The sequence below is a fragment of the Parapedobacter soli genome, assembly GCF_025460835.1.
Classification (GTDB): domain Bacteria; phylum Bacteroidota; class Bacteroidia; order Sphingobacteriales; family Sphingobacteriaceae; genus Parapedobacter; species Parapedobacter soli.
Genome location: NZ_JAMXAY010000045.1, coordinates 15,404 through 38,108 on the forward strand (window position 1 = coordinate 15,404; position 22,705 = coordinate 38,108).

Annotated in this window: 25 protein-coding genes; 10 read left to right on the forward strand and 15 right to left on the reverse strand. The window is 48.1% G+C overall.

The features are described from left to right. The first annotated feature begins 7 nt into the window (after positions 1-7). The 6 genes from NGM62_RS16635 to groL all read left to right on the forward strand — a co-directional run bounded on the left by NGM62_RS16635 (position 8) and on the right by groL (position 5,385). Positions 8-1,261: a sigma 54-interacting transcriptional regulator gene (locus tag NGM62_RS16635; RefSeq protein WP_262249392.1), complete on the forward strand. Its 1,254-nt coding sequence runs from the start codon at positions 8-10 to the stop codon at positions 1,259-1,261. Positions 1,262-1,274: 13 nt separating this feature from the next. Then, positions 1,275-1,790 (forward strand): LptE family protein, encoded by a 516-nt coding sequence (locus NGM62_RS16640; RefSeq protein WP_262249393.1) that lies wholly within the window; start codon positions 1,275-1,277, stop codon positions 1,788-1,790. A gap of 20 nt (positions 1,791-1,810) precedes the next feature. Then, positions 1,811-2,755, forward strand: coding sequence for a hypothetical protein (locus NGM62_RS16645; RefSeq protein WP_262249394.1), 945 nt, complete (start codon positions 1,811-1,813; stop codon positions 2,753-2,755). Positions 2,756-2,767: 12 nt separating this feature from the next. Beyond that, a complete protein-coding gene (secG, locus tag NGM62_RS16650; RefSeq protein ID WP_262249395.1) occupies positions 2,768-3,106 on the forward strand; it encodes a preprotein translocase subunit SecG in 339 nt (112 codons plus the stop codon). 226 nt (positions 3,107-3,332) lie between these two features. Continuing rightward, complete coding sequence (groES, locus tag NGM62_RS16655) at positions 3,333-3,608, forward strand: co-chaperone GroES (RefSeq protein WP_262249396.1); 276 nt, start codon at positions 3,333-3,335, stop codon at positions 3,606-3,608. A 136-nt stretch (positions 3,609-3,744) separates the two neighbouring features. Next, entirely contained in the window at positions 3,745-5,385 is a 1,641-nt protein-coding gene (gene groL / locus NGM62_RS16660) for a chaperonin GroEL (RefSeq protein WP_262249397.1), read from the forward strand. A 112-nt stretch (positions 5,386-5,497) separates the two neighbouring features. Here groL and NGM62_RS16665 read toward each other — a convergent pair whose 3' ends face one another. The 4 genes from NGM62_RS16665 to NGM62_RS16680 all read right to left on the reverse strand — a co-directional run bounded on the left by NGM62_RS16665 (position 5,498) and on the right by NGM62_RS16680 (position 10,143). Next, positions 5,498-5,824, reverse strand: coding sequence for a nucleotide pyrophosphohydrolase (locus tag NGM62_RS16665; protein ID WP_262249398.1), 327 nt, complete (start codon positions 5,822-5,824; stop codon positions 5,498-5,500). A 44-nt stretch (positions 5,825-5,868) separates the two neighbouring features. After that, positions 5,869-6,327 (reverse strand): D-aminoacyl-tRNA deacylase, encoded by a 459-nt coding sequence (gene dtd, locus NGM62_RS16670; protein WP_262249399.1) that lies wholly within the window; start codon positions 6,325-6,327, stop codon positions 5,869-5,871. Continuing rightward, the gene (locus NGM62_RS16675) at positions 6,327-7,565 is read right to left on the reverse strand and encodes a PQQ-dependent sugar dehydrogenase (RefSeq protein ID WP_262249400.1); all 1,239 of its coding nucleotides are present in this window, start codon (positions 7,563-7,565) and stop codon (positions 6,327-6,329) included. The genes dtd and NGM62_RS16675 overlap by 1 nt, the downstream gene beginning before the upstream one ends. Before the next feature lie 106 nt (positions 7,566-7,671). Then, the gene (locus tag NGM62_RS16680) at positions 7,672-10,143 is read right to left on the reverse strand and encodes a TonB-dependent receptor (RefSeq protein WP_262249401.1); all 2,472 of its coding nucleotides are present in this window, start codon (positions 10,141-10,143) and stop codon (positions 7,672-7,674) included. A gap of 295 nt (positions 10,144-10,438) precedes the next feature. Here NGM62_RS16680 and NGM62_RS16685 point away from each other — a divergent pair, with 295 nt between their 5' ends. Further along, positions 10,439-10,798 (forward strand): phage holin family protein, encoded by a 360-nt coding sequence (locus NGM62_RS16685; RefSeq protein ID WP_262249402.1) that lies wholly within the window; start codon positions 10,439-10,441, stop codon positions 10,796-10,798. Positions 10,799-10,832: 34 nt separating this feature from the next. Here NGM62_RS16685 and NGM62_RS16690 read toward each other — a convergent pair whose 3' ends face one another. The 8 genes from NGM62_RS16690 to NGM62_RS16725 form a co-directional block, all read right to left on the reverse strand. Further along, the gene (locus tag NGM62_RS16690; RefSeq protein WP_262249403.1) at positions 10,833-11,699 is read right to left on the reverse strand and encodes a helix-turn-helix domain-containing protein; all 867 of its coding nucleotides are present in this window, start codon (positions 11,697-11,699) and stop codon (positions 10,833-10,835) included. A gap of 22 nt (positions 11,700-11,721) precedes the next feature. After that, positions 11,722-12,174, reverse strand: a complete 453-nt coding sequence (locus NGM62_RS16695; RefSeq protein ID WP_262249404.1) for a DUF983 domain-containing protein — start codon at positions 12,172-12,174, stop codon at positions 11,722-11,724. Positions 12,175-12,280: 106 nt separating this feature from the next. After that, on the reverse strand, positions 12,281-12,505 hold the full coding sequence (locus tag NGM62_RS16700; protein ID WP_262249405.1) for a DUF3820 family protein: 225 nt from the start codon (positions 12,503-12,505) through the stop codon (positions 12,281-12,283). 9 nt (positions 12,506-12,514) lie between these two features. Next, on the reverse strand, positions 12,515-13,276 hold the full coding sequence (locus tag NGM62_RS16705; RefSeq protein WP_262249406.1) for a glycosyltransferase family 2 protein: 762 nt from the start codon (positions 13,274-13,276) through the stop codon (positions 12,515-12,517). A gap of 6 nt (positions 13,277-13,282) precedes the next feature. Continuing rightward, positions 13,283-14,029 (reverse strand): class I SAM-dependent methyltransferase, encoded by a 747-nt coding sequence (locus NGM62_RS16710; protein ID WP_262249407.1) that lies wholly within the window; start codon positions 14,027-14,029, stop codon positions 13,283-13,285. A gap of 2 nt (positions 14,030-14,031) precedes the next feature. Continuing rightward, positions 14,032-14,982 (reverse strand): polysaccharide pyruvyl transferase family protein, encoded by a 951-nt coding sequence (locus NGM62_RS16715; RefSeq protein ID WP_262249408.1) that lies wholly within the window; start codon positions 14,980-14,982, stop codon positions 14,032-14,034. Positions 14,983-14,996: 14 nt separating this feature from the next. Continuing rightward, a complete protein-coding gene (locus NGM62_RS16720; RefSeq protein WP_262249409.1) occupies positions 14,997-16,334 on the reverse strand; it encodes a flippase in 1,338 nt (445 codons plus the stop codon). A 12-nt stretch (positions 16,335-16,346) separates the two neighbouring features. Further along, positions 16,347-17,090 carry a DeoR/GlpR family DNA-binding transcription regulator gene (locus tag NGM62_RS16725; protein WP_262249410.1) on the reverse strand — a complete coding sequence of 248 codons (744 nt, stop codon included), beginning with the start codon at positions 17,088-17,090 and terminating at the stop codon, positions 16,347-16,349. A gap of 104 nt (positions 17,091-17,194) precedes the next feature. On the opposite strand from NGM62_RS16725, the gene nagA reads away from it, so the two are divergent. Both nagA and NGM62_RS16735 read left to right on the forward strand, forming a co-directional pair. Continuing rightward, positions 17,195-18,307 (forward strand): N-acetylglucosamine-6-phosphate deacetylase, encoded by a 1,113-nt coding sequence (nagA, locus tag NGM62_RS16730; protein WP_262249411.1) that lies wholly within the window; start codon positions 17,195-17,197, stop codon positions 18,305-18,307. Then, positions 18,304-19,557: a dicarboxylate/amino acid:cation symporter gene (locus tag NGM62_RS16735; protein WP_262249412.1), complete on the forward strand. Its 1,254-nt coding sequence runs from the start codon at positions 18,304-18,306 to the stop codon at positions 19,555-19,557. The genes nagA and NGM62_RS16735 overlap by 4 nt, the downstream gene beginning before the upstream one ends. Before the next feature lies 1 nt (position 19,558). On the opposite strand, the gene xseB is transcribed toward NGM62_RS16735, so the two are convergent. Continuing rightward, positions 19,559-19,786, reverse strand: a complete 228-nt coding sequence (gene xseB, locus NGM62_RS16740; RefSeq protein WP_262249413.1) for an exodeoxyribonuclease VII small subunit — start codon at positions 19,784-19,786, stop codon at positions 19,559-19,561. After that, entirely contained in the window at positions 19,779-21,116 is a 1,338-nt protein-coding gene (xseA, locus tag NGM62_RS16745) for an exodeoxyribonuclease VII large subunit (protein ID WP_262249414.1), read from the reverse strand. The genes xseB and xseA overlap by 8 nt, the downstream gene beginning before the upstream one ends. Before the next feature lie 130 nt (positions 21,117-21,246). Here xseA and def point away from each other — a divergent pair, with 130 nt between their 5' ends. Then, entirely contained in the window at positions 21,247-21,816 is a 570-nt protein-coding gene (def, locus tag NGM62_RS16750) for a peptide deformylase (protein WP_262249415.1), read from the forward strand. An 11-nt stretch (positions 21,817-21,827) separates the two neighbouring features. Here the strand turns inward: def and NGM62_RS16755 are convergent, their stop codons facing one another. Next, positions 21,828-22,430, reverse strand: coding sequence for a trimeric intracellular cation channel family protein (locus tag NGM62_RS16755; protein ID WP_262249416.1), 603 nt, complete (start codon positions 22,428-22,430; stop codon positions 21,828-21,830). Positions 22,431-22,705 lie beyond the last annotated feature (275 nt).

Consider the following 22,705-nt stretch of genomic DNA (forward strand, 5'->3'; position numbering starts at 1 on the left):
AAAAGGAATGGACATTCAGGACATAAAAAATAGGTTTGGGATTATCGGCAATTCGCCGTTGTTAAACCGCGCCATAGATGTGGCGCGGCAGGTGGCACCTACCGATATCTCGGTATTGATTACCGGCGAGAGTGGTAGCGGGAAAGAGGTATTTTCACATATCATCCACCAACTCAGTGCACGTAAACATGGGCCATTCATCGCGGTCAACTGTGGGGCCATACCCGAAGGAACGATAGACTCGGAGCTGTTTGGACACGAAAAGGGCTCTTTTACGGGCGCACTTGAAGCCCGGAAAGGGTATTTTGAGGTGGTAAACAGCGGCACCATCTTTTTGGATGAAGTGGGTGAGCTTCCCGTGGGCACACAAGCCCGGCTGCTCCGTGTGCTGGAAAGCGGTGAGTATATCCGAGTAGGTTCATCAAAGGTGCAGAAAACCAACGTACGTGTGATTGCTGCTACCAACGTGGATATTTATGAAGCCGTACAAAAAGGCAAGTTCCGGGAAGACCTCTACTACAGGCTCAATACGGTACCGTTGCGGATTCCACCCCTGCGCGACCGCAAGGAAGATATCCACTTGCTTTTCCGAAAATTCGTAGCAGACTTTACCGATAAATACCGGAGCCCGAACGTGCAGCTCACCGAAGACGCACAGGAATTGCTTATAAACTACCCTTGGCCGGGCAACGTAAGGCAGCTGAAAAATATAGCTGAGCAAATTGCTGTATTGGAAAAAGAGCGGCTGGTAGATGCGAAAACACTCCAACAGTACCTTCCATACGACAACAGCAGTAACCTTCCGGTACACGTGGGGTCAGCAAAGGGCTCAGATGATTTCTCGGAGCGCGACCTGCTCTACAAGGTGCTCTTCGATATGAAAAAAGACATGGTCGAATTGAAAAAGCTGGTAGTGGAGATTATCCAAAATGGGGTTAATTCACGAATCGTGGAAGACAACTCACCATACATAAACAAGCTGTACCGAGAAATAGACGGTCCCTCCACCGAACAGCTGCCTGCACCGCCGACATTGACAATCCACCAGCCGTCGCCGAGTACATCCGGCAACGATTTCCAATTCCATACCCAAGAAGCGGAAGAGGTGGAGGAAGAGTCGCTTTCGTTGGTAGAACGTGAGTCTGACCTGATTAAAAAAGCGCTGAAGAAACACAAGGGCAAACGAAAATCAGCAGCACAGGAGCTGGGGATCTCCGAACGGACATTATACCGTAAAATCAAGGATTTGAACTTGAATTGATACAGCTATGACCATGGCAAAAACAAGTAAATATTTACTGCTGCTCCTTGCTACCGTATCAGTACACAGCTGTGGTATTAAATACGGTTTTACCGGTGGTTCGATACCCGAAGGGATGAAAACCTACACCGTGGAGTTTTTTGAGAATACGGCCCCGATTGTAAGCCCTACGCTTAGCCAAACGTTCACGGAGGCATTAAAAGAACGTATACGTAGCCAATCGAGCCTAAGCCAGGTAACCACCGATGGTGATGCAATCTTTGAGGGGCGCATCACTGGGTACAGTATCGCGCCGGCGGCAGTAGAGGCAGGTACCGACCGGGCCGCACTCAACCGGCTTTCGATCACAGTCAACGTGAAATATACAAACACGATCAAACCCGAAGATAATTTCGAGCAACTGTTTACCCGATTCAAAGATTTCTCATCGGCAGGCGGCTCAATACCGGCACAAGAAGAGGCGCTCATCCGAGATATTAACCAGATGCTCACGGAAGACATCTATAACCGGGCATTTGCTAATTGGTAGGATGATTTGAAGATTTTTTAGTGGAAAACTTAGATTATAAAGAATTATACCATACGACACTGGCCGATCCCATGGCTGTTGAAGACGATACGCTCTCGACACTGATCGGCCGCTTTCCGTATGCGCAATCATTACGTATTGCACAGGCTCGCAAAAGATATCAGGAGAGCAGCCCAGGCAATGGGCAAAATACGTTGCTAATTACTACCCTCCCCCATTGGCTACATGGATTTGTTGCTGAAAAAGGGTTCCCTATCGGGAATCTAGGTAACTCCTCCACCGCCGTACCCGAAATAGAGACAGCCCAGACAATCGAAATAGAAACGGTGATCCCGCACATCGATGACTCCGGGCTGGTGGAACACCCGGTGGGTACAGACTATTTTACCTACGAGGAAAAGTCGATACCCGAGGTGGTTGAAACACCGGAGGAAAAGGTCAGCCTGTATAACGATGACCACTTACCGTACAGTTTCCTATGGTGGCTCAACAAAACGCGCATGGAACATGCCGACACCTATCGTCCCTATGTGCCCCAGTCCGAACAGGCGATCTACCCCGCCGACGCGACAAACGAACTTGACGAACAGCATGTACTGGACCAACAGATTCGGGAAAACATCTTCCACCTCCAGTCACCGGAAGAGAAACTGAGCACCAGCGGGCCAGCCGAAACCATTCCTTTTCAGATTCCCAAAAAGACCGATCCGATTATCGAACGATTTATACGGGAAGAACCTCAAATCAAACCACCACCGGCCGACAAGATCAATCTGGAAAACAAAGCACGTAAAAGTGCCGAAGACCAGTTGACCTTGGTCACCGAGACATTGGCAAATATTTATGTCGAGCAGGGGCTATATCCGAAGGCTATCGCCATCTATAAAAAATTAAGTTTGAAATATCCCGAAAAAAGTACGTACTTTGCCGCTCGAATTACGGAATTGACGAATAAATTACCCTAGCGGAATAGAACAATGCAAACATTACTGATTATATTGATTATGCTGGCCAGCGTACTGCTGTCTTTCCTGGTACTGATCCAAGAGCCGAAAGGCGGTGGATTGGCCTCCGGTTTTTCCGGGGGGACCAACTTGATGGGTGTGAAGCGTACCGGCGACATACTAGAAAAAGGCAGTTGGGGCTTGGCTATTGCCATTATGGTCTTTTCGATGATTGTAAACGTAATGAGCCCTTCGACAAGCGCAGGGGGAAGCGGACTGACGGAACAGATTACGCCGACGAACCCAACCACCGCACCGATCCCGCCGGTCACGACTCCGGAAACGACACCCGGAGCCGATACCGCACAGTAAGATATCCAAAGGCCACTCGCAAACGGGGTGGCCTTTTTTCTTTTGCCTTACTGCCATCCACACTGACATCCTGACACAACACCCCGGCACACCTTCGCAATGTCGGCACCAAAAATGAAAAAATGGCAAGGAAATCCCGTTTAAACCGACTTGGCATAGTTGATGACGTACGTGGCGAGGAAGAATTAAAAAATATATTAACAATTACATATTAACTAAAATCATTATGGCGTTAAGTATTAGACCTATCGGAGACAGAGTGGTGGTTGAGGCTGCCCCTGCAGAGGAGAAAACCGCATCAGGTATCTACATTCCAGATACCGCTAAAGAAAAGCCCCAACGGGGAACCGTGGTGGCCGTTGGTGCCGGAAAAACGGATGAACCGTTGACCGTTAAGGTAGGAGATCAAGTGCTGTACGGCAAATATGCTGGCACCGAAATCAACTATGAAGGAAAAGAATACTTGATCATGAAGGAATCTGATATCTACGCAATCGTTTAAGATTAGTAATTATCGGAAGTTCTTATTTTCCACCGTGAGTGTTTAATTAGTAATGGTTTATTGAAAATCGCAATGTAGGATATAACGGTTCAACCGTCGTTCTGCTTTGTGTTAAAAATCTGAAATCAATTAAAAAATGTCGAAACAAGTTAAGTATAATGTCGAAGCACGTGACGCCCTCAAAAGAGGCGTAGACACGTTGGCAAACGCAGTAAAAGTAACATTGGGGCCACGCGGCCGGAATGTCATCATTGAGAAGAAATTTGGTTCCCCGTCTATCACAAAAGACGGTGTTACTGTAGCAAAAGAAATCGAACTGAAGGATGCCTTGGAAAACATGGGCGCCCAGATGGTAAAGGAAGTGGCTTCCAAAACAGCAGACCAGGCTGGCGACGGAACTACGACCGCTACGGTATTAGCACAGGCCATTATTGCTCCGGGCTTGAAGAGCGTTGCTGCAGGCGCTAACCCCATGGATGTGAAGCGCGGTATAGACAAAGCCGTTGGCACAGTAGTTGGCAGCCTCCAAAACCAGTCGCAGACGGTTGGCGAAGACAACAACAAAATCAAGCAGGTAGCTAGCATCTCGGCAAACAACGACGAAGTAATCGGCGCGCTGATTGCTGAAGCTATGGAAAAAGTGGGCAAAGACGGTGTAATCACCGTAGAAGAAGCAAAGGGTACTGAGACTGAAGTGAAAACCGTAGAAGGGATGCAATTTGACCGCGGTTACCTGTCGCCCTACTTCGTGACCAATACCGACAAAATGGAAGCCGAATTGGAAAATCCATATATTCTGATTTACGACAAGAAAATCAGCAATATGAAAGAACTGCTTCCTATCTTAGAAAAACAAGTACAAACCGGCAAGCCGCTATTGATCATCGCTGAAGACCTTGATGGCGAAGCGCTGGCTACCTTGGTAGTAAATAAAATCCGTGGCTCACTGAAAGTAGCGGCTGTAAAAGCTCCTGGTTTCGGCGATCGCCGCAAGGCTATGCTGGAAGACATTGCCATCCTTACCGGTGGTACTGTTATCTCTGAAGAAAGAGGATTCAAATTGGAAAATGCCGAGCTTGACTACTTGGGCCAGGCTGAGAAAGTGGTTGTAGACAAAGACAACACCACTATCATCAACGGATCCGGCAATTCAGACGACATCAAAGGCCGCGTAAGCCAAATCAAAGCACAGATCGAAACGACCACATCAGACTACGATCGCGAGAAATTGCAGGAACGTCTGGCTAAATTGGCCGGTGGTGTAGCCGTATTGTATGTGGGTGCCGCTACGGAGGTCGAAATGAAAGAGAAAAAAGACCGCGTGGATGACGCATTACATGCTACCCGGGCAGCCGTTGAAGAAGGTATCGTAGCCGGTGGTGGCGTGGCACTGATTCGCGCAAGTGAAGCACTGAAAGACCTGAAAGGCGACAATGAAGATGAAAATATAGGGATCGATATCATCAAGCGCGCTATCGAAGAACCGCTACGCCAAATCTGCAACAATGCTGCTGTAGAAGGCGCCGTAGTGGTACAAAAGGTACGGGAAGGCAAAGATGACTTTGGTTACAACGCGCGCACCGGAGCTTACGAAAACCTCATCGGAGCCGGTGTGATTGACCCTACGAAAGTTACTCGCATTGCCTTGGAAAATGCGGCTTCTATCGCTTCTATGCTATTGACCACCGAAGTGGTATTAGCAGACGAGCCTGAAGATGACAAGGGTGCTGGTGCTGGTGCTCCTCCAATGGGTGGCGGCATGGGCGGGATGATGTAATTATCATCACTCCCATCATAGCGTGGGAGTCCATCATATACACAGAAGGCGGCACATTCACTAAACAGATGTGCCGCCTTTATTTTTTACCTGCTTTTATATATAGTAGGAACTACTGGATCTTTTCGTTATTGCGGTGCCGGTCTGCATCGCGTATTTGTTTCTTCTCCAGGTTTTTCATCAAGGCTTCCGTGAGGTCGACCCCCGTCTGGTTGGCCAGACAAATCAACACGAAAAGGACATCGGCCATCTCATCGGCCAAATTTACGGCCTCATCCGATTTCTTAAATGACTGTTCACCGTACTGGCGGGCCATGACGCGCGCTACCTCACCCACCTCTTCCATCAAAATCGCTGTGTTTGTGAGTTCATTGAAATAACGTACGCCTGTGGTATTTATCCAATGGTCTATGATTTCTTGAGCTTCTTTGATTGTCATGGTCGTAAGTATTTAGTCTCATATCACACGTCTCATATCTCCATTCAATGATTATCCTTGTCTTTGGTATCCATGACAATGGTCACCGGTCCATCATTAACGAGTGACACCTGCATGTCTGCACCAAAAATACCGACAGCTATTTCTTTTCCCAACTGATTGGATAGTTCGGCAATCATCGCCTTATACAGCGGAGCGGCGTGAGCAGGCTTTGCTGCGCGGATAAAGGACGGGCGATTGCCCTTTTTAGTCTGTGCAAATAGCGTGAACTGTGAGATCAACAGAATATTTCCCCCAACATCATGCAGCGACCTGTTCATTAATGCATTTTCATCACCAAATACACGGAGATTGGCAATTTTCTGAGCCAGCCACCGAATATCGTTCTCGTCATCGCTATCTTCAATACCCAACAGTACCAAAAACCCCTGTCCAATAGCACCGACAACCTGCTGTTCAACGGTGCACGATGCTTCCGATACACGCTGGATAACGGCCCGCACTATTTTTTGGCTATACGGTAGAGCCTGCCGCCATCTGTAACGGCATACAAGGCCCCATCTTTACCTTGATGTACATCGCGGAAGCGCTGTCCTTCTTCTTCCAACAGCCGCTCTTCGCCGACAACCTTATTATCCCTGATGACCAATCGGGCAATATGCGTGCTGCTTAGGCCGGCGACGAAAAGATTATTCTCCCACTCGGGGATTGAATTACCCGCAAAAAAAGTCATCCCACCCGGCGAAAGCACGGGGTCCCAATAATAAACCGGCTGTTCCATACCCTCCTGCTGCTGGATTGCATCGCCTACTTTATTGCCATTATACTCAATACCATAGGTAATTATGGGCCAGCCGTAGTTTTTTCCGGGTTGGATGCGGTTTATTTCATCTCCACCGCGGGGTCCAAACTCGCCCTCCCAAAGGTCGCCTGTGACGGGATGGAAAGCTAATCCCTGTACATTACGGTGGCCATAGGAGTAAATCTCGGGGCGGGCATCGCTCCGCCCTTCAAAAGGATTTCTTGGCGCTGGCTTTCCTTCCGGCGTAATGCGCAAGACTTTACCCAATGCGGAGTTGAGGTCTTGCGCCTGTGGCCTCGTCACAATATCGGAGCGTTCACCGGTGCTCACAAAGATATTTCCCGTTTTATCAAATAGAATACGCGAGCCATAGTGCAAATTGCTTTTATGTGCCGGCGTGGCCTGGTATATCACCTGGGCATTTTCGATTGTTTTTTCATCGTCGGCCAGCCGGCCTTTGGCTACCGCCGTCAATGTACCCCCGGGGGTATCTTGTGAAAAAGACCAATATACCATACGGTTGTTTTCGAAATCCGGATCAATGGTGACACCCAACAGTCCGCCCTGGCCTTCGGAATTAACGGGTGGGAGCCCCGTGATGGCCTCGCTTAGATCGCCTGCTTGTGTGGCAATGCGGAATGTACCTTCCTTCTGGGAAATCAACAACCTACCGTCGGGAAGGTTGGCAATACCCCACGGCCGGTTGAGCCCTTCGGCCAATACCCTTACATCAAAAGGCGTAAAGGTCTTCATTCCTGCCACCCGGGTCTGCCCTTCAAAAGCAGGCGCATAGTCTGTATTGGCTTCCTTAGTTTCTACCGGTGCATACGTAGAGTCACTCGGTGTAGTAGTGGTCTCTTTAGATACCGAAGAATCGCATGATGAAATTGCCAACGATAATACCGCAATAGCTGCGATTGATTTGGATGTATGTCGCATAACAATATTTTTGTTTGAAAGTAACGACATTTTCCGCACAATATCAATGCCAGTAGTCGCTTTTTTGGTTCTTCCGTTATTTGCCATAAGCTCCCGGTAGCGATTGCTAAAACTTAACATTCAATCCGAGCAAGAAATTGGCTGTAGCCTGTGGATAATAGAAATTGTAGTCTACACGATCCGTTTCAGATAGATAGTAACCCCAGGTGTATCCACTCGATGCATATTTCTCATTAAATATATTATTGACCAACAGCGTAACACCGACATTTTTCAATTTCCAGAGCGGTGTGTGATAGGCTACCCGAACATGGTTTATGAAAAAACCATCGATACTCCGGTCGGAATTGCCGGTATTGTCTAGATACTGTCTGGAAACGTACTTGCTAAGTAACGCTAGCTCGAACGGCTTCCACGGTTTAAAGCTCAATTCATTGGAAACTACCCAATCGGGAGAAAATGAGATATTGGTGGTGGGGAGGAAATTCTCCACATCGCCTACGATCTCAGTGAAGTTCTTGATCTTATTCCGACTATATGCCACCGTTGCACCCCACGCAAACCATGCATTAGGCGCCCAGCGTCCATCAAACTCCAAACCGACACGGTAACTATCGTCGACATTTGTCCTTAAGGTACTACCCACGTCATTGAGTTGGCCGGTTAGCACCAACTGGTTTTTATATAACATCGCGTAACCATTGAGCCCGATGTTGAAGTGCTGCGACCGGACGCGGTAACCGGCCTCGATGTCATGCAGCTGTTCGGGTTTGGGGGTCTGTTCGATGGGCCAATCGGTAAAGTCACTCCGGACCGGTTCCTTATTGGCCACAGCGTAGGATGCATACAGGTTGCTGGCCGCAGACAACTGGTAGGTAATCCCGACTTTTGGGTTGAAGAAATTGAACAATGCATCTTGAGTAAGATCACGCAGGTCGTGATCGATACCGGTGATTGCATAATCAATCCGCCGGTATTGCACATCTGCAAACAGCGAGAACTTATCCAATCGGTATGATGCCTTCAAATAAGTATTTAAGTCCGCTTTGGTAGCATCGCCATTGTAATACCGATAAGCGGTGCCGAACCCACCATCGGTATGCAGTGGGTATCCCCCTGCGGTAAACAAAGGGTATTCAGACCACACGATATCGCCGTAATGCCCACCTTCGTAGCGGTTGTACGCACCACCCCAAGTCAGTTCAAGTCCGTCGGTGTTTTTGTACACGAAAGAATAGGTCATTCCATAAAAATGGTTGTCTAGCCACCGCTGACGAACCAAATCGGTTTCCGTGATGGCCTGTCCATTCACGACGATGGGCGACAGGCCATAGTCGATATACTCATCTTGATTTCGGAATTGTTCATAGTACCCTTTGCCCCGGGTGTAATGCAGTGCGGTATTCAGTGTAAGCCTGTCGGCAATTGCCGATGAAAACAGTAACTGGTAATGCGTCTGCTGATAGTTGTCGGTTTCGTTATCATAGAGGTACTTATTATACCGCCGATCGGAATTGAGTAAGTTTTCAGTTTCTTCGGTTGTCAGGCCGTCGTCTGCTGCATAGGCTTCCATCGCCGCCACGTCTCCGGTAAGTCTCGATTCGGGTGTACCGTACCACGCCTGGTAAGTTTTCTCTTTGCCACCGAATACATTGGCACGAAGCAGGCTGTTTGCGCCATGCCATGCACCGGAGAGGTAGAAGGATTGGAGATTAGACGTGGCGCGGTCGATATAACCATCGCTACTGATACGCGATAAGCGCCCGTCGAAGCTGAAATTGCCATCGATAAGGCCGGTGCCGAGCCGGATGGTATTTTTCAATGAACGGTATGACCCGATAGACTGGTCGAGTTCGGCGTAAGCCTCTTCATTGAGTGTATTGGTTTGGATGTTGAGGCTGGCACCGAATGCACCGGCGCCATTGGTAGAGGTGCCTACACCACGTTGGATCTGGATATTATCCACCGAAGAGGCAAAATCGGGCAGGTTGATAAAAAAGGAGCCCAAGCTTTCTGCGTCATTGAGTGGAATGCCGTTGACAGTCACATTGGTGCGTTGCGCATCGCTACCGCGGATACGCATACTGGTATATCCGATACCGGCACCGGCATCCGATGAAATAACCACACCCGGTGTTTGGTCGAGTAGGAACGGGATATCCTGTCCTACATTACTTTTGGCAATATCGGCCTTGCTAATATTCTTATAGGTGGTCGCTGTATTTTCGGTGGCGCGTGTTGCCTGGACAACCACCTCATCGGTCAACAACGTTGTGCGATGCAATAGTATGTCGACCTGTTGATTACCGGTGAGTGTAAAGTGCTTCTGTTGTGTTTGGTAACCCAAATAGCTCACGGTGATGGTGTAATTGCCCTCTTTAATATTACGGATAATTACCATTCCTCCGGCATCAGACTTCCCTTGGTAGATTGTTCCGTGGAGATGTATCGACGCGCCGGGCAATGGCCGGCGGCTTTCTGCTTCTACGACAGTGACGGTGACGGTGTGTTGTGCTATGGCGACAGCCATAGCAACATACATGAAAAACGCAATCCCTGCGATTGATTTTTTAATCATTTTGATAATTTGTAATTTTAGTTAAACACAACCGCTATAAGGGGTTCATAGCAGCGTAATTATTTAACTTACCTCCCTACGCCGGCATTATCCGGATCAGGTGCTCCCGATACATCGGGATGGGTATGATCTCAGCCTTTATTTGTGTTTGTTGGTACAAACAAGGCACCCCTAAATGATAGTGCGAAGATAAGCATTTTTCTGGCAATTAATGTGGCGGGCCCGGCTAATTTTTTGCGGCAATCCAAACAATTTACCGATATTCGTATTCAGCTAGTATAAAACAAATATCATTATGCGCTTTATCATTGACGTACTACTCACAGGGCTGGCTATTTTTCTAGCAGCCCTGATCCTCCCCGATTCAGCGGTGACCATTGCCGGATTCGGCTGGGCGATTATCGCCGGACTCATCATTGCTCTTGTGAATGCTACGTTGGGTACCGTACTCCGTATATTCACCCTACCCCTCAACCTGCTTACATTAGGGCTTATTTCATTCATCATTTCGGTATTGATGGTGCAGCTTACCAGCTATTTCATGGGCAGTAAGTTCGAGGTGTCAAATTTCTGGTGGGCGGCGGTATTTGCAATTATCGTAGCGCTGATACAGCTGTTATTGAACAGCCTTTTCGGCACAAATAGAAGGGATTAACCTCCGCGGTAGCTGCCGGGACGGCTACGAGGCTTCAACCCATACTTTTCCGGAAGGCCTCCGGGGTGGTGTGGGTATATTTCTTAAAAAACTTGCTGAAATACGAATTGTCTTTGAAGTTGAGCATATCGGCTATGGCAGCTATGGAGCGCTCTGGATTTACCAAGAGCCGCTTTGCTTCCAATATCACTCGGTCGCGTATCACCGCTCCCGCCGATTGCCCGAGTAACTCCGAGGATACGGCATTGAGGTAATTAGGTGTGACATGGAGTAATGCCGCGTAGTCTTTCGGCAAGCGGAGGTCCGCATAATGTTTTTCTACGAGTTTCCTAAAGTTGCGGAGTAACACCGCATTATGTGAAAGCGGGGTGGGCTTTGCAGGCTCCTGCAAGGTTGCCAGATCTAAGAACAACTTGAGGGCTAGCACACGGAGCTTGTCGAGGTTGAGCACCGTGGCCGACGGTGTGAGCGTGATCATTTCCTTGAATAGATCAACCACGCCGGCACGCATGTTTTCGGGAATCGCCAAAACTGACTGCCGGGCTTGCCCCTGGAAAAAAGGGAATTCGTCAATGTAGTCGGAGCGAAGCAGAAAAGGATGGAAGAATGACGGCGAGAAATTGAGGACGTAGCCATCCACCTCACCATTGAAATCCCACCGATGCACCTGACCCGGCACCATGGCGTAAAGTTGGAAGGGCTGCACTTCAAAACGATCGAAATCAATGGTATGATAGCCCGCCCCTGTTGTGAAGTATACCAAGTGATAGAAACTATGCCGGTGGGCTTTATGAAGCTTTTGGTGCTGGCCGACATAGGGCGCAAAAGGACCCACCAATATATCAGATTGGAAATCAGCCAATCCTGTAATATCGTATACCGGGTAGCCCTGACGAGTCATGGGCCGTAAGTATAGTGATTTTTTATGGTTTTTCAACCAAAGTCCGCTCTTGTTGCGGCTGGTATTCCATACCGGGGGTAAGCCAATACATCAAAATGACCCGTGAATAGCGATAGTTGATCGGTGAGAGCAAGATCACGGTACCGATAGTCGCAATAAGATACGGCCAGGGGCCCTCCATGTAGCCTGTAATAATATAAAAACCAACACAAGCTGCGATCATTTCGGCCATTGCCAGGGCATAACTCACAAACATAGCAACGTAGAAATAGCCCGGCTCCCGCTCGAAACGTAATCCGCATGAGGGGCATGTCTCATTCATCTTCTGTGCCTTCAATGCATAGGTTTTACCGATAAACATTTTTCCGTCCCTACATCTCGGACACCTGGCTTGCAAAGCTGCTTTGATTTGGGATGGTGCTTCTTCTTTTTCTATCTTGTTTTCCACGTTAACTACCTCTTCTTTTTCCTGCAAAGGTACGGGAAGTCACGCAATCCGACTGGTAACATACCCATGAGTTATGGTACTTTTTACCGAATTAGTGTGAATGGTACACGGTTAGGGAGTACCGCCCATCGTATCACGGGTTACTTTTGCTTCGGAGGGGAGCAAGAAGGTATTCCAACCCATTCAGCTTGATTTCATGCATGGTAGCCAATAACATGCCGAGACTGCCTTTGGGAAACCCTTTTTGATGAAACCATACCAAGTAGGCTTCCGGGAGGTTACAAATCAGTGTACCTTTATACTTACCAAAAGGCATTTGGGTGGTTACTAAGCGCTGCATGGTTTCTTCGGGAGTCATAGTTCACAATTAGTCGTTGGTCTTGCCATATCGTATGTAATAGGTGACCAACCTGAATGCAATAACGAGGTGGTTGATGACATTCGGCAGGAAACCATAATGTCTATTGAAAATCCTGAAGCGTTCCTTCAAACTCTGCCAATGCCGTTGTTTCGACATCCCTCCTACCAAATATTTAGCTACGATACGTTTTGTATTTACAATTTTGGTGGCCGCGTTTGCGGCGCGGATCACCCAATCGATATCTGCGCTTAGCTGATAGCGCAAATCATACGGCTGGGCAAGGCTACGCCGTATGTAGATTGCTTGGTGGCTGATATTCATGCCATAGCGGAAGCTTTTCCAATTGAATTGTTCGGGGATTGCGTGCCGCCGTAAACCAAGCGATTGCCAGTTGGCATCGAACATTTCCGTTTCACCATAGTAAATATCTGCGTCGTGGGCCGTAGCAAACACCTGTGCAACCGTATCGGATGAATAAATTTCATCACCTGAATTCATAAACAGCACGTAATCGCCCGTTGCGATTGCCAACCCTTTGTTCATCGCGTCATATATGCCTTTGTCGGGTTCACTTATCAGCCGGGTGATTTGGCCGCCGTATCGGTTAATGACGTCAAGCGTACCGTCGGTAGACCCACCGTCGATAACGATATACTCGATATACCGATACGTTTGGTTGATGACTGATAAAAGGGTGCGTTCGATGCCTTCTATGTTGTTATAAACAACGGTAATAACGGTGAGCACAGGTGACGGTATTTTATCCATTATCCCTCAAATATCAGTATGGCTTAACGGCTTTTGCAAGACCATCACGTTATTATGGAAAAAATTCTTGTTCTTAGGTAAAATGGCAGAAAACAACAATCCGCAAAGGGTGATGGGGGTAACAAATAACGGTGTGAGCGCGATTCGAATCACTTTATGCTGCGGAAAAATATGTTGATATATGTAGGCTGCCCACATTTGAAAGATAGTACTTACATAATCGGTTGTCTTTTTTTCTTCCACCACCACGAATCCCTTTTCTTGAAAGATATGTTTTAAGCCGAAAGAGGTGTAGCGCGCAAAATCATACGGGATTTCATGTTCATCCCAAACAAAGGGCACCGTTATTAGCATGTGCCCCCCGGGCTTAAGCACCCGGTATAATTCGTCGAGAATCTGGGAGAGGTTAAAGACATGCTCAAATACTTCGCTCGAAAAGATACTGTCGAACGATTCATCACCGAAGGGCAGCGTTTCCCCATCGTAGTAGACATCGATCTGTTCGTGACGATGGTCGTGCCCGCTGATTTTGATGTCTGTGCCCACGTATTCTGACACGGAGAACAGTGCTTTATAAGGTTTACTGCCACACCCAAAATCAAGCATTTTACCCGCCATGCGACTGCGAAACTGATATACAGCCCGGTACAACCCCCGACGGATAATAAAGAACGGATTGAAAAACAGCCCAAAAAGGGTGGGTTGAAATAAGGATTCGTTATATAGTTGCTTCAGCTTCGCTACCGCTGCCATTATTATTGTGATTTGAATTGTGTTTTCCAGCGTTGTATCGCATCGGTATCAAGATACAATTTAACGCTCATTTCCTCGTGTATTTTCTCCTCCAGCAAATCGATGCGCTGGCGTTCAAGCACATTCAGCCCGATATCATTCCGCATTTCAAGGGCTCGGTTATCGATACCGATGATAATAGCCTTACGTTTCTTTTGCAGTGCTCGGATACCGGCATGTAAGCGTGTACCTACGTATTCACAGGCTTCTTTCTCTAAGAACGCATCGAATGCAGACAATTTCGGCGCGACATACCGGACGTCGGAGGTCAGACTCTCGATATATGCCCGGTCCTTCGATCCCTGTACCCATACGTACACCGCTTGGTAATGTGTTTTTAAAATCTCAAACATCCGCCGATCCAGGTCGGGGTCGCGTTTATAATCAGTGATAGTGGTAATTACCGTATCACGTTTTTTAGGGTTGATTTGCGAGCAATGCGGTTCATCCAGATTCCACACCGTTGGGCAACCGGTATTGACCACATTCTTGATTCCCATTTCACCGAGCTTCCGGAGGGTATAATTATCCCTCACTGCGTGGATATACCGCTTGGAAAACAATGATTTATACATCATCCTCGAGTATGCCGAAACCGGTCTATCCTGGTATTGCCACCACCCTACTCCAAGCAATACGACCTTATGCCACAAAACAAACAAGTCTTTGACACCCACTTTCCATTGGCTTTTCCAAAGGGTATTATTCTTCAATAGATTGGTCCCGCCCACGATACCCGTATCGTACTTGCGGAGCTTGTAAATATCCTTTGGATGGATGGAAAAATGGGTAGGCACATTGATCACGAAATCGTCCCCGAACAGCTCGTCTGAAATTTGGTCGACGGCCTCCATAATGATGTGATCACCGAGATTGGTGCTACCTATTGACGTATCGAAAATAATTTTTGGCATGTTTTTGCTTCAACTTATCGTTTAACTAACCGCCGGATGGTGGGAATAAAAAATAGTGCTTCGAGCATCAGCCATCCCTGTGCCCTTGTTTTGGGTACGAAAATAATAAATAGCGCGGTACTCGCGTAAGTAACCAATGTGGCATAAGCAGCACCAATCATGCCATATTCGGGAATCCACCAGCTGTTCAGTGCGACGTTAATCACTGCACCGGATACCGCCCGTGCCAACGAAATACGGGTATAGCCTTCTGCAAGCAGGTATTGGCCTGTAGCCACATAAAGGAACATAAACACGCCCGCCCAAATATGTACCGTGAGCACCGGCGCACCGGCGGCATATTCGGCCGAATAAAACATACGGTAAATAAAAGGTGCCACCAATGTGGTGACCACTGCTATGGCGGTACTTATTACTGTCATCAGCTCATACAGGTGCTGCAACCGTCGCCGGTAACGTGCAGGGTCATCCCGGCGGGCATTCATAATAGCCGGGAAAAGCGCCGTGACGATTGCCATCGGAATAAAATACCAACCCTCGCTCAACTTCACCACGGTATCGTATACCCCGAACACAGCTTTGCCCAAATAAGCATCAAGCATCAACTGGTCGATTTTCATATATAAAATAACTGCAACAGAAGAAAAAGCAAGAGGCCATGAGTAATGGAGCAGGTGCTTGGCCATGCTGCGGTCAAAACGCCAGTTAATCACGCGATTGCCCCGTAACTCGTAATAACACAGGTATCCAGCTGCCAGAAAAACTGCATCGAGCAAGAGCGCCCAGACGAACCAGCCTACGGAAGCCTGCCAAAAGACAAGTGCTAGCTTTAAAAGCGCCGAAAGCAGGTTGGCCCCCACTTGGATAAACATAATATAGCGGCCCTGTACCCTGGCCTGAAAAAAACAGTCAATGATATTTACCGACTGGAAAAGGCAAACAAACGACACGATAACGATATACTGGAACGGTGCCGCCGGTGGCCCTGGGGTATAATAACAGATCAATAGATAAGTTAAATAAATCAGTGGGAGTGCAATGATAGATGCTACTAGCCGCAGTCGGAATGCGGTACCCAGTATCGTGTTTTCCTTTCCGGGTTGCTGCAACAGCTGGCGGGTCACAAAACTATCCATGCCAAGCGCGCAAGCTGCGGCAAAGAAAGACACCAATACCAGCGGATAATTCAATTCACCATTCAGGCTGCTACCCAAATAATTGGGGATAATAATGGCAGTCACCACCATTTTGATGAAAATCGTACCCACGCGGGCCACCATCAGCCACCCAGCATTCTTGAAATACTTATTAAACGCTTCTGGATCGAAACCGGGTAATGATGGGATCTTCATCAAACTGGCCGGCTAGACGACTTCCACCACCTTGCTGAAACCTGCCAAGCTAGCATGTGTCGGCTCGAGATCTGTTACTAAATAGGAAATGGCGTTGAGGCTGCACACCTTCATTTTCTGTACAGAATTGAGTTTTTCCGCGATGCTCAGGATAGCTGTTTTACTGGAGCACCGGATCATCGCCTTTTTAATCTGCACGACTTCCCAATCGGAATCGGTGACACCGTCTTCTACTGAAAGGCTATTCGTACCCAACAAACATAGGTCGACACGGATCTCAGAAAGTTGGTTGATTACTTGCGACCCGATACTGATATTGGTATTTCGCGAAAGCTTACCGCCGATAAGGATAACATCGGCGTTGGTACGCTCGGCCAATTCGAGTGCCACCAATGGGCTAATGGTGAAAAATGTACACTGGAGGCTCTCCGGCACAATCCGGGCCAACTCAAGCATGGTGGTTCCACCCCCGGCAAGCACGGTCATCCCATTCTGGAGCAACTTAATCGCCTTGCTTGCGATTTGCTTCTTCGAATCGCGAGCATACACATTGTTCTCCTTAAACGGGTATTGGAACGACTTGGATAGTGCTCCGCCATACACCTTCAACACCTTCCCATTTTCGGCCAATTCATTTAAGTCACGCCTGATGGTATCTTCCGAAACACTGAGCTGGACGCTGAGGTCTGACGAGAGTACCTTGTTATGCAAATTGATCTGATGAATGATAAAAGCCTGCCGTTCTTCCTTCAACATGGTATAAGCGGTTTATTTAAAGGGGTAAAGATAGAATATTTTAAAGAAATTTGTATTATTACCCCGATAAAGCAGGATAGTGACCAAAAGAGCAGATAAGACTAATGGCTGAAACACCTATTGCAATCACTAACGGGACCATATTCGCTGATGACCGGTTGATCGATGGTCATGCCGTATTGCTATCGGGGCCTCGGATCACAGGTGTAATCCCCGTAGCTGACATTCCGGCACAGGCGGAAGTGGTGGATGCTTTGGGTGGCTATGTGGTGCCTGGCTTTGTGGATTTACAACTATACGGCGGGGGAAGTCGATTATTTTCCGCGGATCCGACAGCATCGGCATTGGATGAAATCGCAACAGCTTTGGTGAAATCGGGTACCACGAGTTTCATGATTACCATAGCCACCAATCCGATGGACGTGGTAAACAAGGCGCTGGACACCTTGCGGGGCTACCAGCACCCTGCGCTGCTCGGGTTGCATCTGGAGGGGCCTTACCTCAATCCTGAAAAACGGGGGGCACACCCCACGGCCTTTATACAAGAACCGGAAAAATCAGCCATCAGTTCATTATTGGACCGTGCGGGCACGAGCCTACGGATGATGACCATCGCACCCGAGCGGTTTGACGACGACACAATCGAGTTATTATTAAACCACGGCCTGATCTTATCAGCAGGCCATAGTAACGCTACGTTTGGTGAGGCCATGCATGGGTTCGGAAAGGGAATACAGGCAGTTACCCATTTTTTCAATGCGATGTCTCCATTCCACCACCGCGATCCCGGATTACCCGGAGCAACTTTCCAATCGGAGACTGCTAAGGCGAGTATTATCGTCGACGGCATACACGTGGATTACCAAACGGTAGCTATAAGCAAGCGACTATTGGCCGATCGGCTGTTTTTGATTACGGATGCCGTGGCACCCGCGGATACCGGCACGTATACCCATATATTTACTGGCGACCGCTACACCCTGCCAGACGGCACGCTATCAGGATCAGCACTCACCATGATGCAAGCTGTGGCCAACTGCGTGCGCCAAGTCGGGATTCCATTGGAGGAGGCGCTGCGTATGGCCACCTCCTATCCGGCAGCACTCATCGGTGCTGATGACCTAGGGCAAATAGCGCCGGGGGCCACTGCCAATTTAGCCGTTTTCGACAGTAACTACACCGTGCGTAACGTATTCCTTGGAGGAATCCCCCAATGAAGATAAAAAAGCTTTTCAACCTACTCTATTTCCAGGTAGTCGTCGCCATCATTATCGGTATCCTGATCGGTCATTTCTATCCAGCCCTGGGAGTACAACTGAAGCCACTGGGCGACGGGTTCATCAAGCTGATAAAGATGGTGATCGCACCATTGATTTTCTGCAGTATCGTGTTGGGTATCGCGGGGATGGAAGACGTGAAGAAAATCGGTAAGGTCGGCGTAAAGGCATTACTTTATTTCCAGCTCTCTACCATGGCTGCTATGCTGCTTGGTGTAATGGTAATCAATTTGGTTAAGCCAGGAGAGGGAATGCATGTAGACCCTAAAACCCTTGACACCAAAGAAGTATCATCATACATCACACAAGGCGAACACCAAGAAGGCATCAAGGATTTCTTACTGGACATCATTCCCGAAAATGTTTTCGGTGCGCTTGCATCCGGCAACCTGTTGCAGGTGCTTTTCTTCGCCGTGCTATTTGGGTATGGTCTGTCGAAAATCGGCAATCGTGCGGAACCTGTGATCCGCGTGATGCAATCTTTTCTAGACGGCCTATTTGCTGTGATTAAGATGATCATGAAAGTGGCCCCCATCGGGGCCATGGGAGCTATGGGTTTTACCATCGGGAAATATGGTGTCAGTTCACTTTCATCGCTGGGAATGCTGATGCTGTGTTTTTATGTCACATGTTTGCTTTACATCTTCGTAGCTGTAGGGCTATTCCTGAAATATTATGGCATCAGCATATTTAAAATGCTGCGCTACATCAAAGAAGAGCTGCTGGTAGTACTCGGCACATCATCTTCAGAATCGGTCCTCCCTGTCATCATGCAGAAACTGGAACGGATGGGTTGCTCGAAGCCGGTGGTGGGCCTCACCATACCCACGGGATACTCATTCAACCTCGATGGCACGACCATATACCTCACGATGGCTGCCATTTTTCTCTCACAGGCCTTGGATATGCCGATGAACCTAATGGAACAGTTATTTTTACTGTTTGTACTCACCATCACCTCCAATGGTGCGGCGGGAGTAACAGGAAGCGGCTTCATCATCCTCGCCGCGACGCTGCCCATTGTGGGTCACATGCCTGTTGAATCGGTAGCCCTGATTTTCGGCATCGACCGGTTTATGAGCGAGGCCCGCGCACTGACAAATGTAATTGGCAATACGGCAGCGACATTGGTGGTGGCACGTTGGGAAAACGAACTGGATATGGACCAGCTGAAGTCCGAGCTAGGGTGACCTATCCGCTTCCGTCCGCAGGTGTATCGGATTCGTCCGACAGGCTAGCCAATATATCATTTACTTCGGTCTCTGTCGCCGTCAACTTGGCTTTACATACGTTGATTAGGAGCGTAGCGCGTCTCACCTTCTCCGAAAGCTCATCGACCGATATTTCCCCCTGTTCGATTTCAGACACAATGGCCTGCAGCTCTTCAAAGGCATCGGTATAGGTGTATTGATTATCCATTGTCCACTGGTTTTAGTTTATCGATTTTACTGGTCATGCTGCCCCAGGCCAAAACCGTTTCCACCACGTCACCTTCCTTTACGGATTCTACGGTCTTCAATGCCTTTCCATTGAAGCGAGTAATACTGTAGCCGCGTTGGAGTATCTGCTGGGGATCTAATAGGCGTACTGTCTTTTCGGCAGACACCAGATCTGCCTGTATATCTTTGAGCCGCGTGCGTGTGGTAACGTTGAGGGTTTGCGTCCAATGCTGCACTTGCTGCCGGCCGTGCCTCAAAGAAGCAGTGCCAATCATGCCCAACCTCACAGTGCTATACTCAAGTGCTTTCTGTTGGCGGCTCACTAGGTGGATACTATTTAGGCGAAAGTAACGGACCGTATCATTGAGGGTACTGCGCTCCTGCGACAGTAATTGCATGGCCTTTTGCGCAATGGTTTCTTGGGCTCGGTTTATAGGCCCAGCAAATTGATGGAACCGCTGGATCAGGAAGTCGGCCAGTTCGCTGGGCGTGATGGCATTTTGATACGCTACCATTTCGCTGACAGTCTCATTCGTAGAATGGCCGATACCGGTAAGTACGGGTATTGGGAATTTGGCAATACTAGCAGCCAACAAATAATTATTGTAGCTTGACAAACCAACGTCACCACCGCCACCACGGATGATAGCCGCCACGTCATATTCATGCCGCTGTTGCATGATATTTTCCAACTGCCCGATAATAGCCGGCACCGACTTATCGCCTTGAAGCAACGCTGGAAAAAGCGTTTGCTCGAAACGATAACCCCAAGGATTATGTTGCAAAATTTTCAGGAAATCAGCATACCCTTTACTGCTTTCGACAGATATGACCGCTAGCCGTTTTGGCACCAAAGGGAATGACAGAGACTTATTAGCTCCAAAGATCCCCTCCCTTTTCAGCCGATTGATACTCTCCATTTTTTCCCGCTGTAGTTCGCCGAGGGTATGCACGGGATCGATGTCCAAAATACGCAAGGTGAGGCCGTAGCGCGGATCGTACGATACGGTGGCTTGGAACAAAATGGTGATCCCATTTTTCAGGGGCTCCTTGGTGGTTTCGATAAATTGGCGATTGATGCGCTCATAGTCGGGTCTCCAAAGAACAGACCGCATTTCGGCAACAACCTGCCCCTCCCGCTTCTCAACCAACTCCGGATAACAATGCCCTGAATGGGAATAATGGTTGAGTTTATTCATTTCCGCTTTTACCCAATACACGCTTTTATAGCGATTGGCAATAGTTTTTTGAACACTACGGGCGACCTCTAAGAGGGAAAAGACTGTCTTGTCTGACATTTTCTCAGGCATAACCAAAGATAAGCTTTTTCTATAAAATCATTACCTTTGTATCGCGAAACCTGCAGCATCATATATTCTGCAATTGGATGGCGGAAAGCAGGTCATGTAGGACTGTTATAGTGAAACGAATTATTTTTTGATGAAATTACCCATTATCTCATACGGCGACCCCATCCTGAAACGAAAAGGCGAAACAATCGGGAAAGACTATCCGGACTTACAGCAATTGATAGCCGATATGTTTGAAACCATGTACGGTGCCCATGGTGTAGGGTTGGCCGCGCCGCAGATTGGCCGCTCCATACGTCTCTTCATTGTTGACGCCAGTCCTTACGAAGAAGACGAACCAGGACTCAAAGATTTCAAGAAAGTCTTCATCAATGCCGAGATGCTGGACGAAGATGGCGAAAAATGGCTGTTCAGCGAGGGGTGCCTCAGTATTCCCGATATCAGGGAAGATATAAGCCGGTACCCTACAATCCGTATCCGCTATGTTGATGAAAATTGGGTAGAACACGAAGATGAGTTTGGCGGGTTGGTTGCCCGAATCATCCAACATGAATATGACCATATTGAAGGCAAACTCTTTACAGATAAGCTGAGTCCTCTTCGCAAGGCGATGATTAAAAGTAAGCTGGATGCGATATCAAGGGGGCAGGTTGATGTGGATTACAAAATGAAATTCCCTTCATTAAAACGGAAACGGTAGCCAAAACGCACTCAGCCCCCAACGATTGGTAACACTAAACGGTATCGTACCGCGACGACACGGATTACAACAACCGTGATTACACTTAATGAGGCATTGAGATTATAGCTTACGCCGAATGAGTCGAGCGTAGCAAACAAAATGGCACCCAATAGACATGCGGTAGCGTAAATTTCCCGCCGGAAAATCAATGGGGTCTCATTCAATAACGTATCGCGTGTGACGCCTCCCATCACAGCGGAGAACATACCTAACACCACTGCGGCAATGGCACTGCTATCGTATGCCAATGATTTCTGCACACCTACTACCGTAAAGAATCCAATGCCCAAGGCATCAAACAAAAACAGGGTACGCGACAAGCGGCGCAACACGCCCTGCGACAGGACGGCAATAAGAACTCCTGTCAGTATTGCCAAGAGGTAATTTCCATCATCTACCCATACTGGCCGTAGATCGAGGAAAATATCCCGGAGGCTCCCGCCCCCTATCGCGGTGACAAAACCGGTAAATACCGCTCCGAACAAATCGATGTTTTGCCGCATCGCGGCCATTGCTCCGGAAATAGCAAATACCATGGTCCCCAACAGATCTATATAATAAAGGAGTTCCAATGCTGTTGATTTTTGATCCGGCGGTAAAAATACAACTATTCCTGGTCAGTTACCGCTGTAGGTTTTGATAATACCAAAGAGTCTGTTTATTTTTTCTCACTGATTCATAACACATAACGAAAATTAGCAAACAATATTCGTTAGCAGCTGTTGCAAATAACGGATAATGGTGTACCTTTGCAACCCGCTTCTGAGGGGGCGTTTGTTCATTGAGGGTTTCATTTTCATCTTTCCTTTCCCCGGTTGCGGGGTATGGGTTGCGGTTGCAGGGATGG

What these genes read in the sequence shown, in the direction of transcription:
- NGM62_RS16635 (WP_262249392.1), top strand. Translation starts at nt 8, where the DNA reads ATGGACATTCAGGACATAAAAAATAGGTTTGGGATTATCGGCAATTCG.
- NGM62_RS16640 (WP_262249393.1), top strand. Translation starts at nt 1,275, where the DNA reads ATGGCAAAAACAAGTAAATATTTACTGCTGCTCCTTGCTACCGTATCA.
- secG (WP_262249395.1), top strand. Translation starts at nt 2,768, where the DNA reads ATGCAAACATTACTGATTATATTGATTATGCTGGCCAGCGTACTGCTG.
- groES (WP_262249396.1), top strand. Translation starts at nt 3,333, where the DNA reads ATGGCGTTAAGTATTAGACCTATCGGAGACAGAGTGGTGGTTGAGGCT.
- groL (WP_262249397.1), top strand. Translation starts at nt 3,745, where the DNA reads ATGTCGAAACAAGTTAAGTATAATGTCGAAGCACGTGACGCCCTCAAA.
- NGM62_RS16665 (WP_262249398.1), bottom strand. Translation starts at nt 5,824, where the DNA reads ATGACAATCAAAGAAGCTCAAGAAATCATAGACCATTGGATAAATACC.
- NGM62_RS16675 (WP_262249400.1), bottom strand. Translation starts at nt 7,565, where the DNA reads ATGCGACATACATCCAAATCAATCGCAGCTATTGCGGTATTATCGTTG.
- NGM62_RS16680 (WP_262249401.1), bottom strand. Translation starts at nt 10,143, where the DNA reads ATGATTAAAAAATCAATCGCAGGGATTGCGTTTTTCATGTATGTTGCT.
- NGM62_RS16685 (WP_262249402.1), top strand. Translation starts at nt 10,439, where the DNA reads ATGCGCTTTATCATTGACGTACTACTCACAGGGCTGGCTATTTTTCTA.
- NGM62_RS16690 (WP_262249403.1), bottom strand. Translation starts at nt 11,699, where the DNA reads ATGACTCGTCAGGGCTACCCGGTATACGATATTACAGGATTGGCTGAT.
- NGM62_RS16700 (WP_262249405.1), bottom strand. Translation starts at nt 12,505, where the DNA reads ATGACTCCCGAAGAAACCATGCAGCGCTTAGTAACCACCCAAATGCCT.
- NGM62_RS16705 (WP_262249406.1), bottom strand. Translation starts at nt 13,276, where the DNA reads ATGGATAAAATACCGTCACCTGTGCTCACCGTTATTACCGTTGTTTAT.
- NGM62_RS16710 (WP_262249407.1), bottom strand. Translation starts at nt 14,029, where the DNA reads ATGGCAGCGGTAGCGAAGCTGAAGCAACTATATAACGAATCCTTATTT.
- NGM62_RS16715 (WP_262249408.1), bottom strand. Translation starts at nt 14,982, where the DNA reads ATGCCAAAAATTATTTTCGATACGTCAATAGGTAGCACCAATCTCGGT.
- NGM62_RS16720 (WP_262249409.1), bottom strand. Translation starts at nt 16,334, where the DNA reads ATGAAGATCCCATCATTACCCGGTTTCGATCCAGAAGCGTTTAATAAG.
- NGM62_RS16725 (WP_262249410.1), bottom strand. Translation starts at nt 17,090, where the DNA reads ATGTTGAAGGAAGAACGGCAGGCTTTTATCATTCATCAGATCAATTTG.
- nagA (WP_262249411.1), top strand. Translation starts at nt 17,195, where the DNA reads ATGGCTGAAACACCTATTGCAATCACTAACGGGACCATATTCGCTGAT.
- NGM62_RS16735 (WP_262249412.1), top strand. Translation starts at nt 18,304, where the DNA reads ATGAAGATAAAAAAGCTTTTCAACCTACTCTATTTCCAGGTAGTCGTC.
- xseB (WP_262249413.1), bottom strand. Translation starts at nt 19,786, where the DNA reads ATGGATAATCAATACACCTATACCGATGCCTTTGAAGAGCTGCAGGCC.
- xseA (WP_262249414.1), bottom strand. Translation starts at nt 21,116, where the DNA reads ATGCCTGAGAAAATGTCAGACAAGACAGTCTTTTCCCTCTTAGAGGTC.
- def (WP_262249415.1), top strand. Translation starts at nt 21,247, where the DNA reads ATGAAATTACCCATTATCTCATACGGCGACCCCATCCTGAAACGAAAA.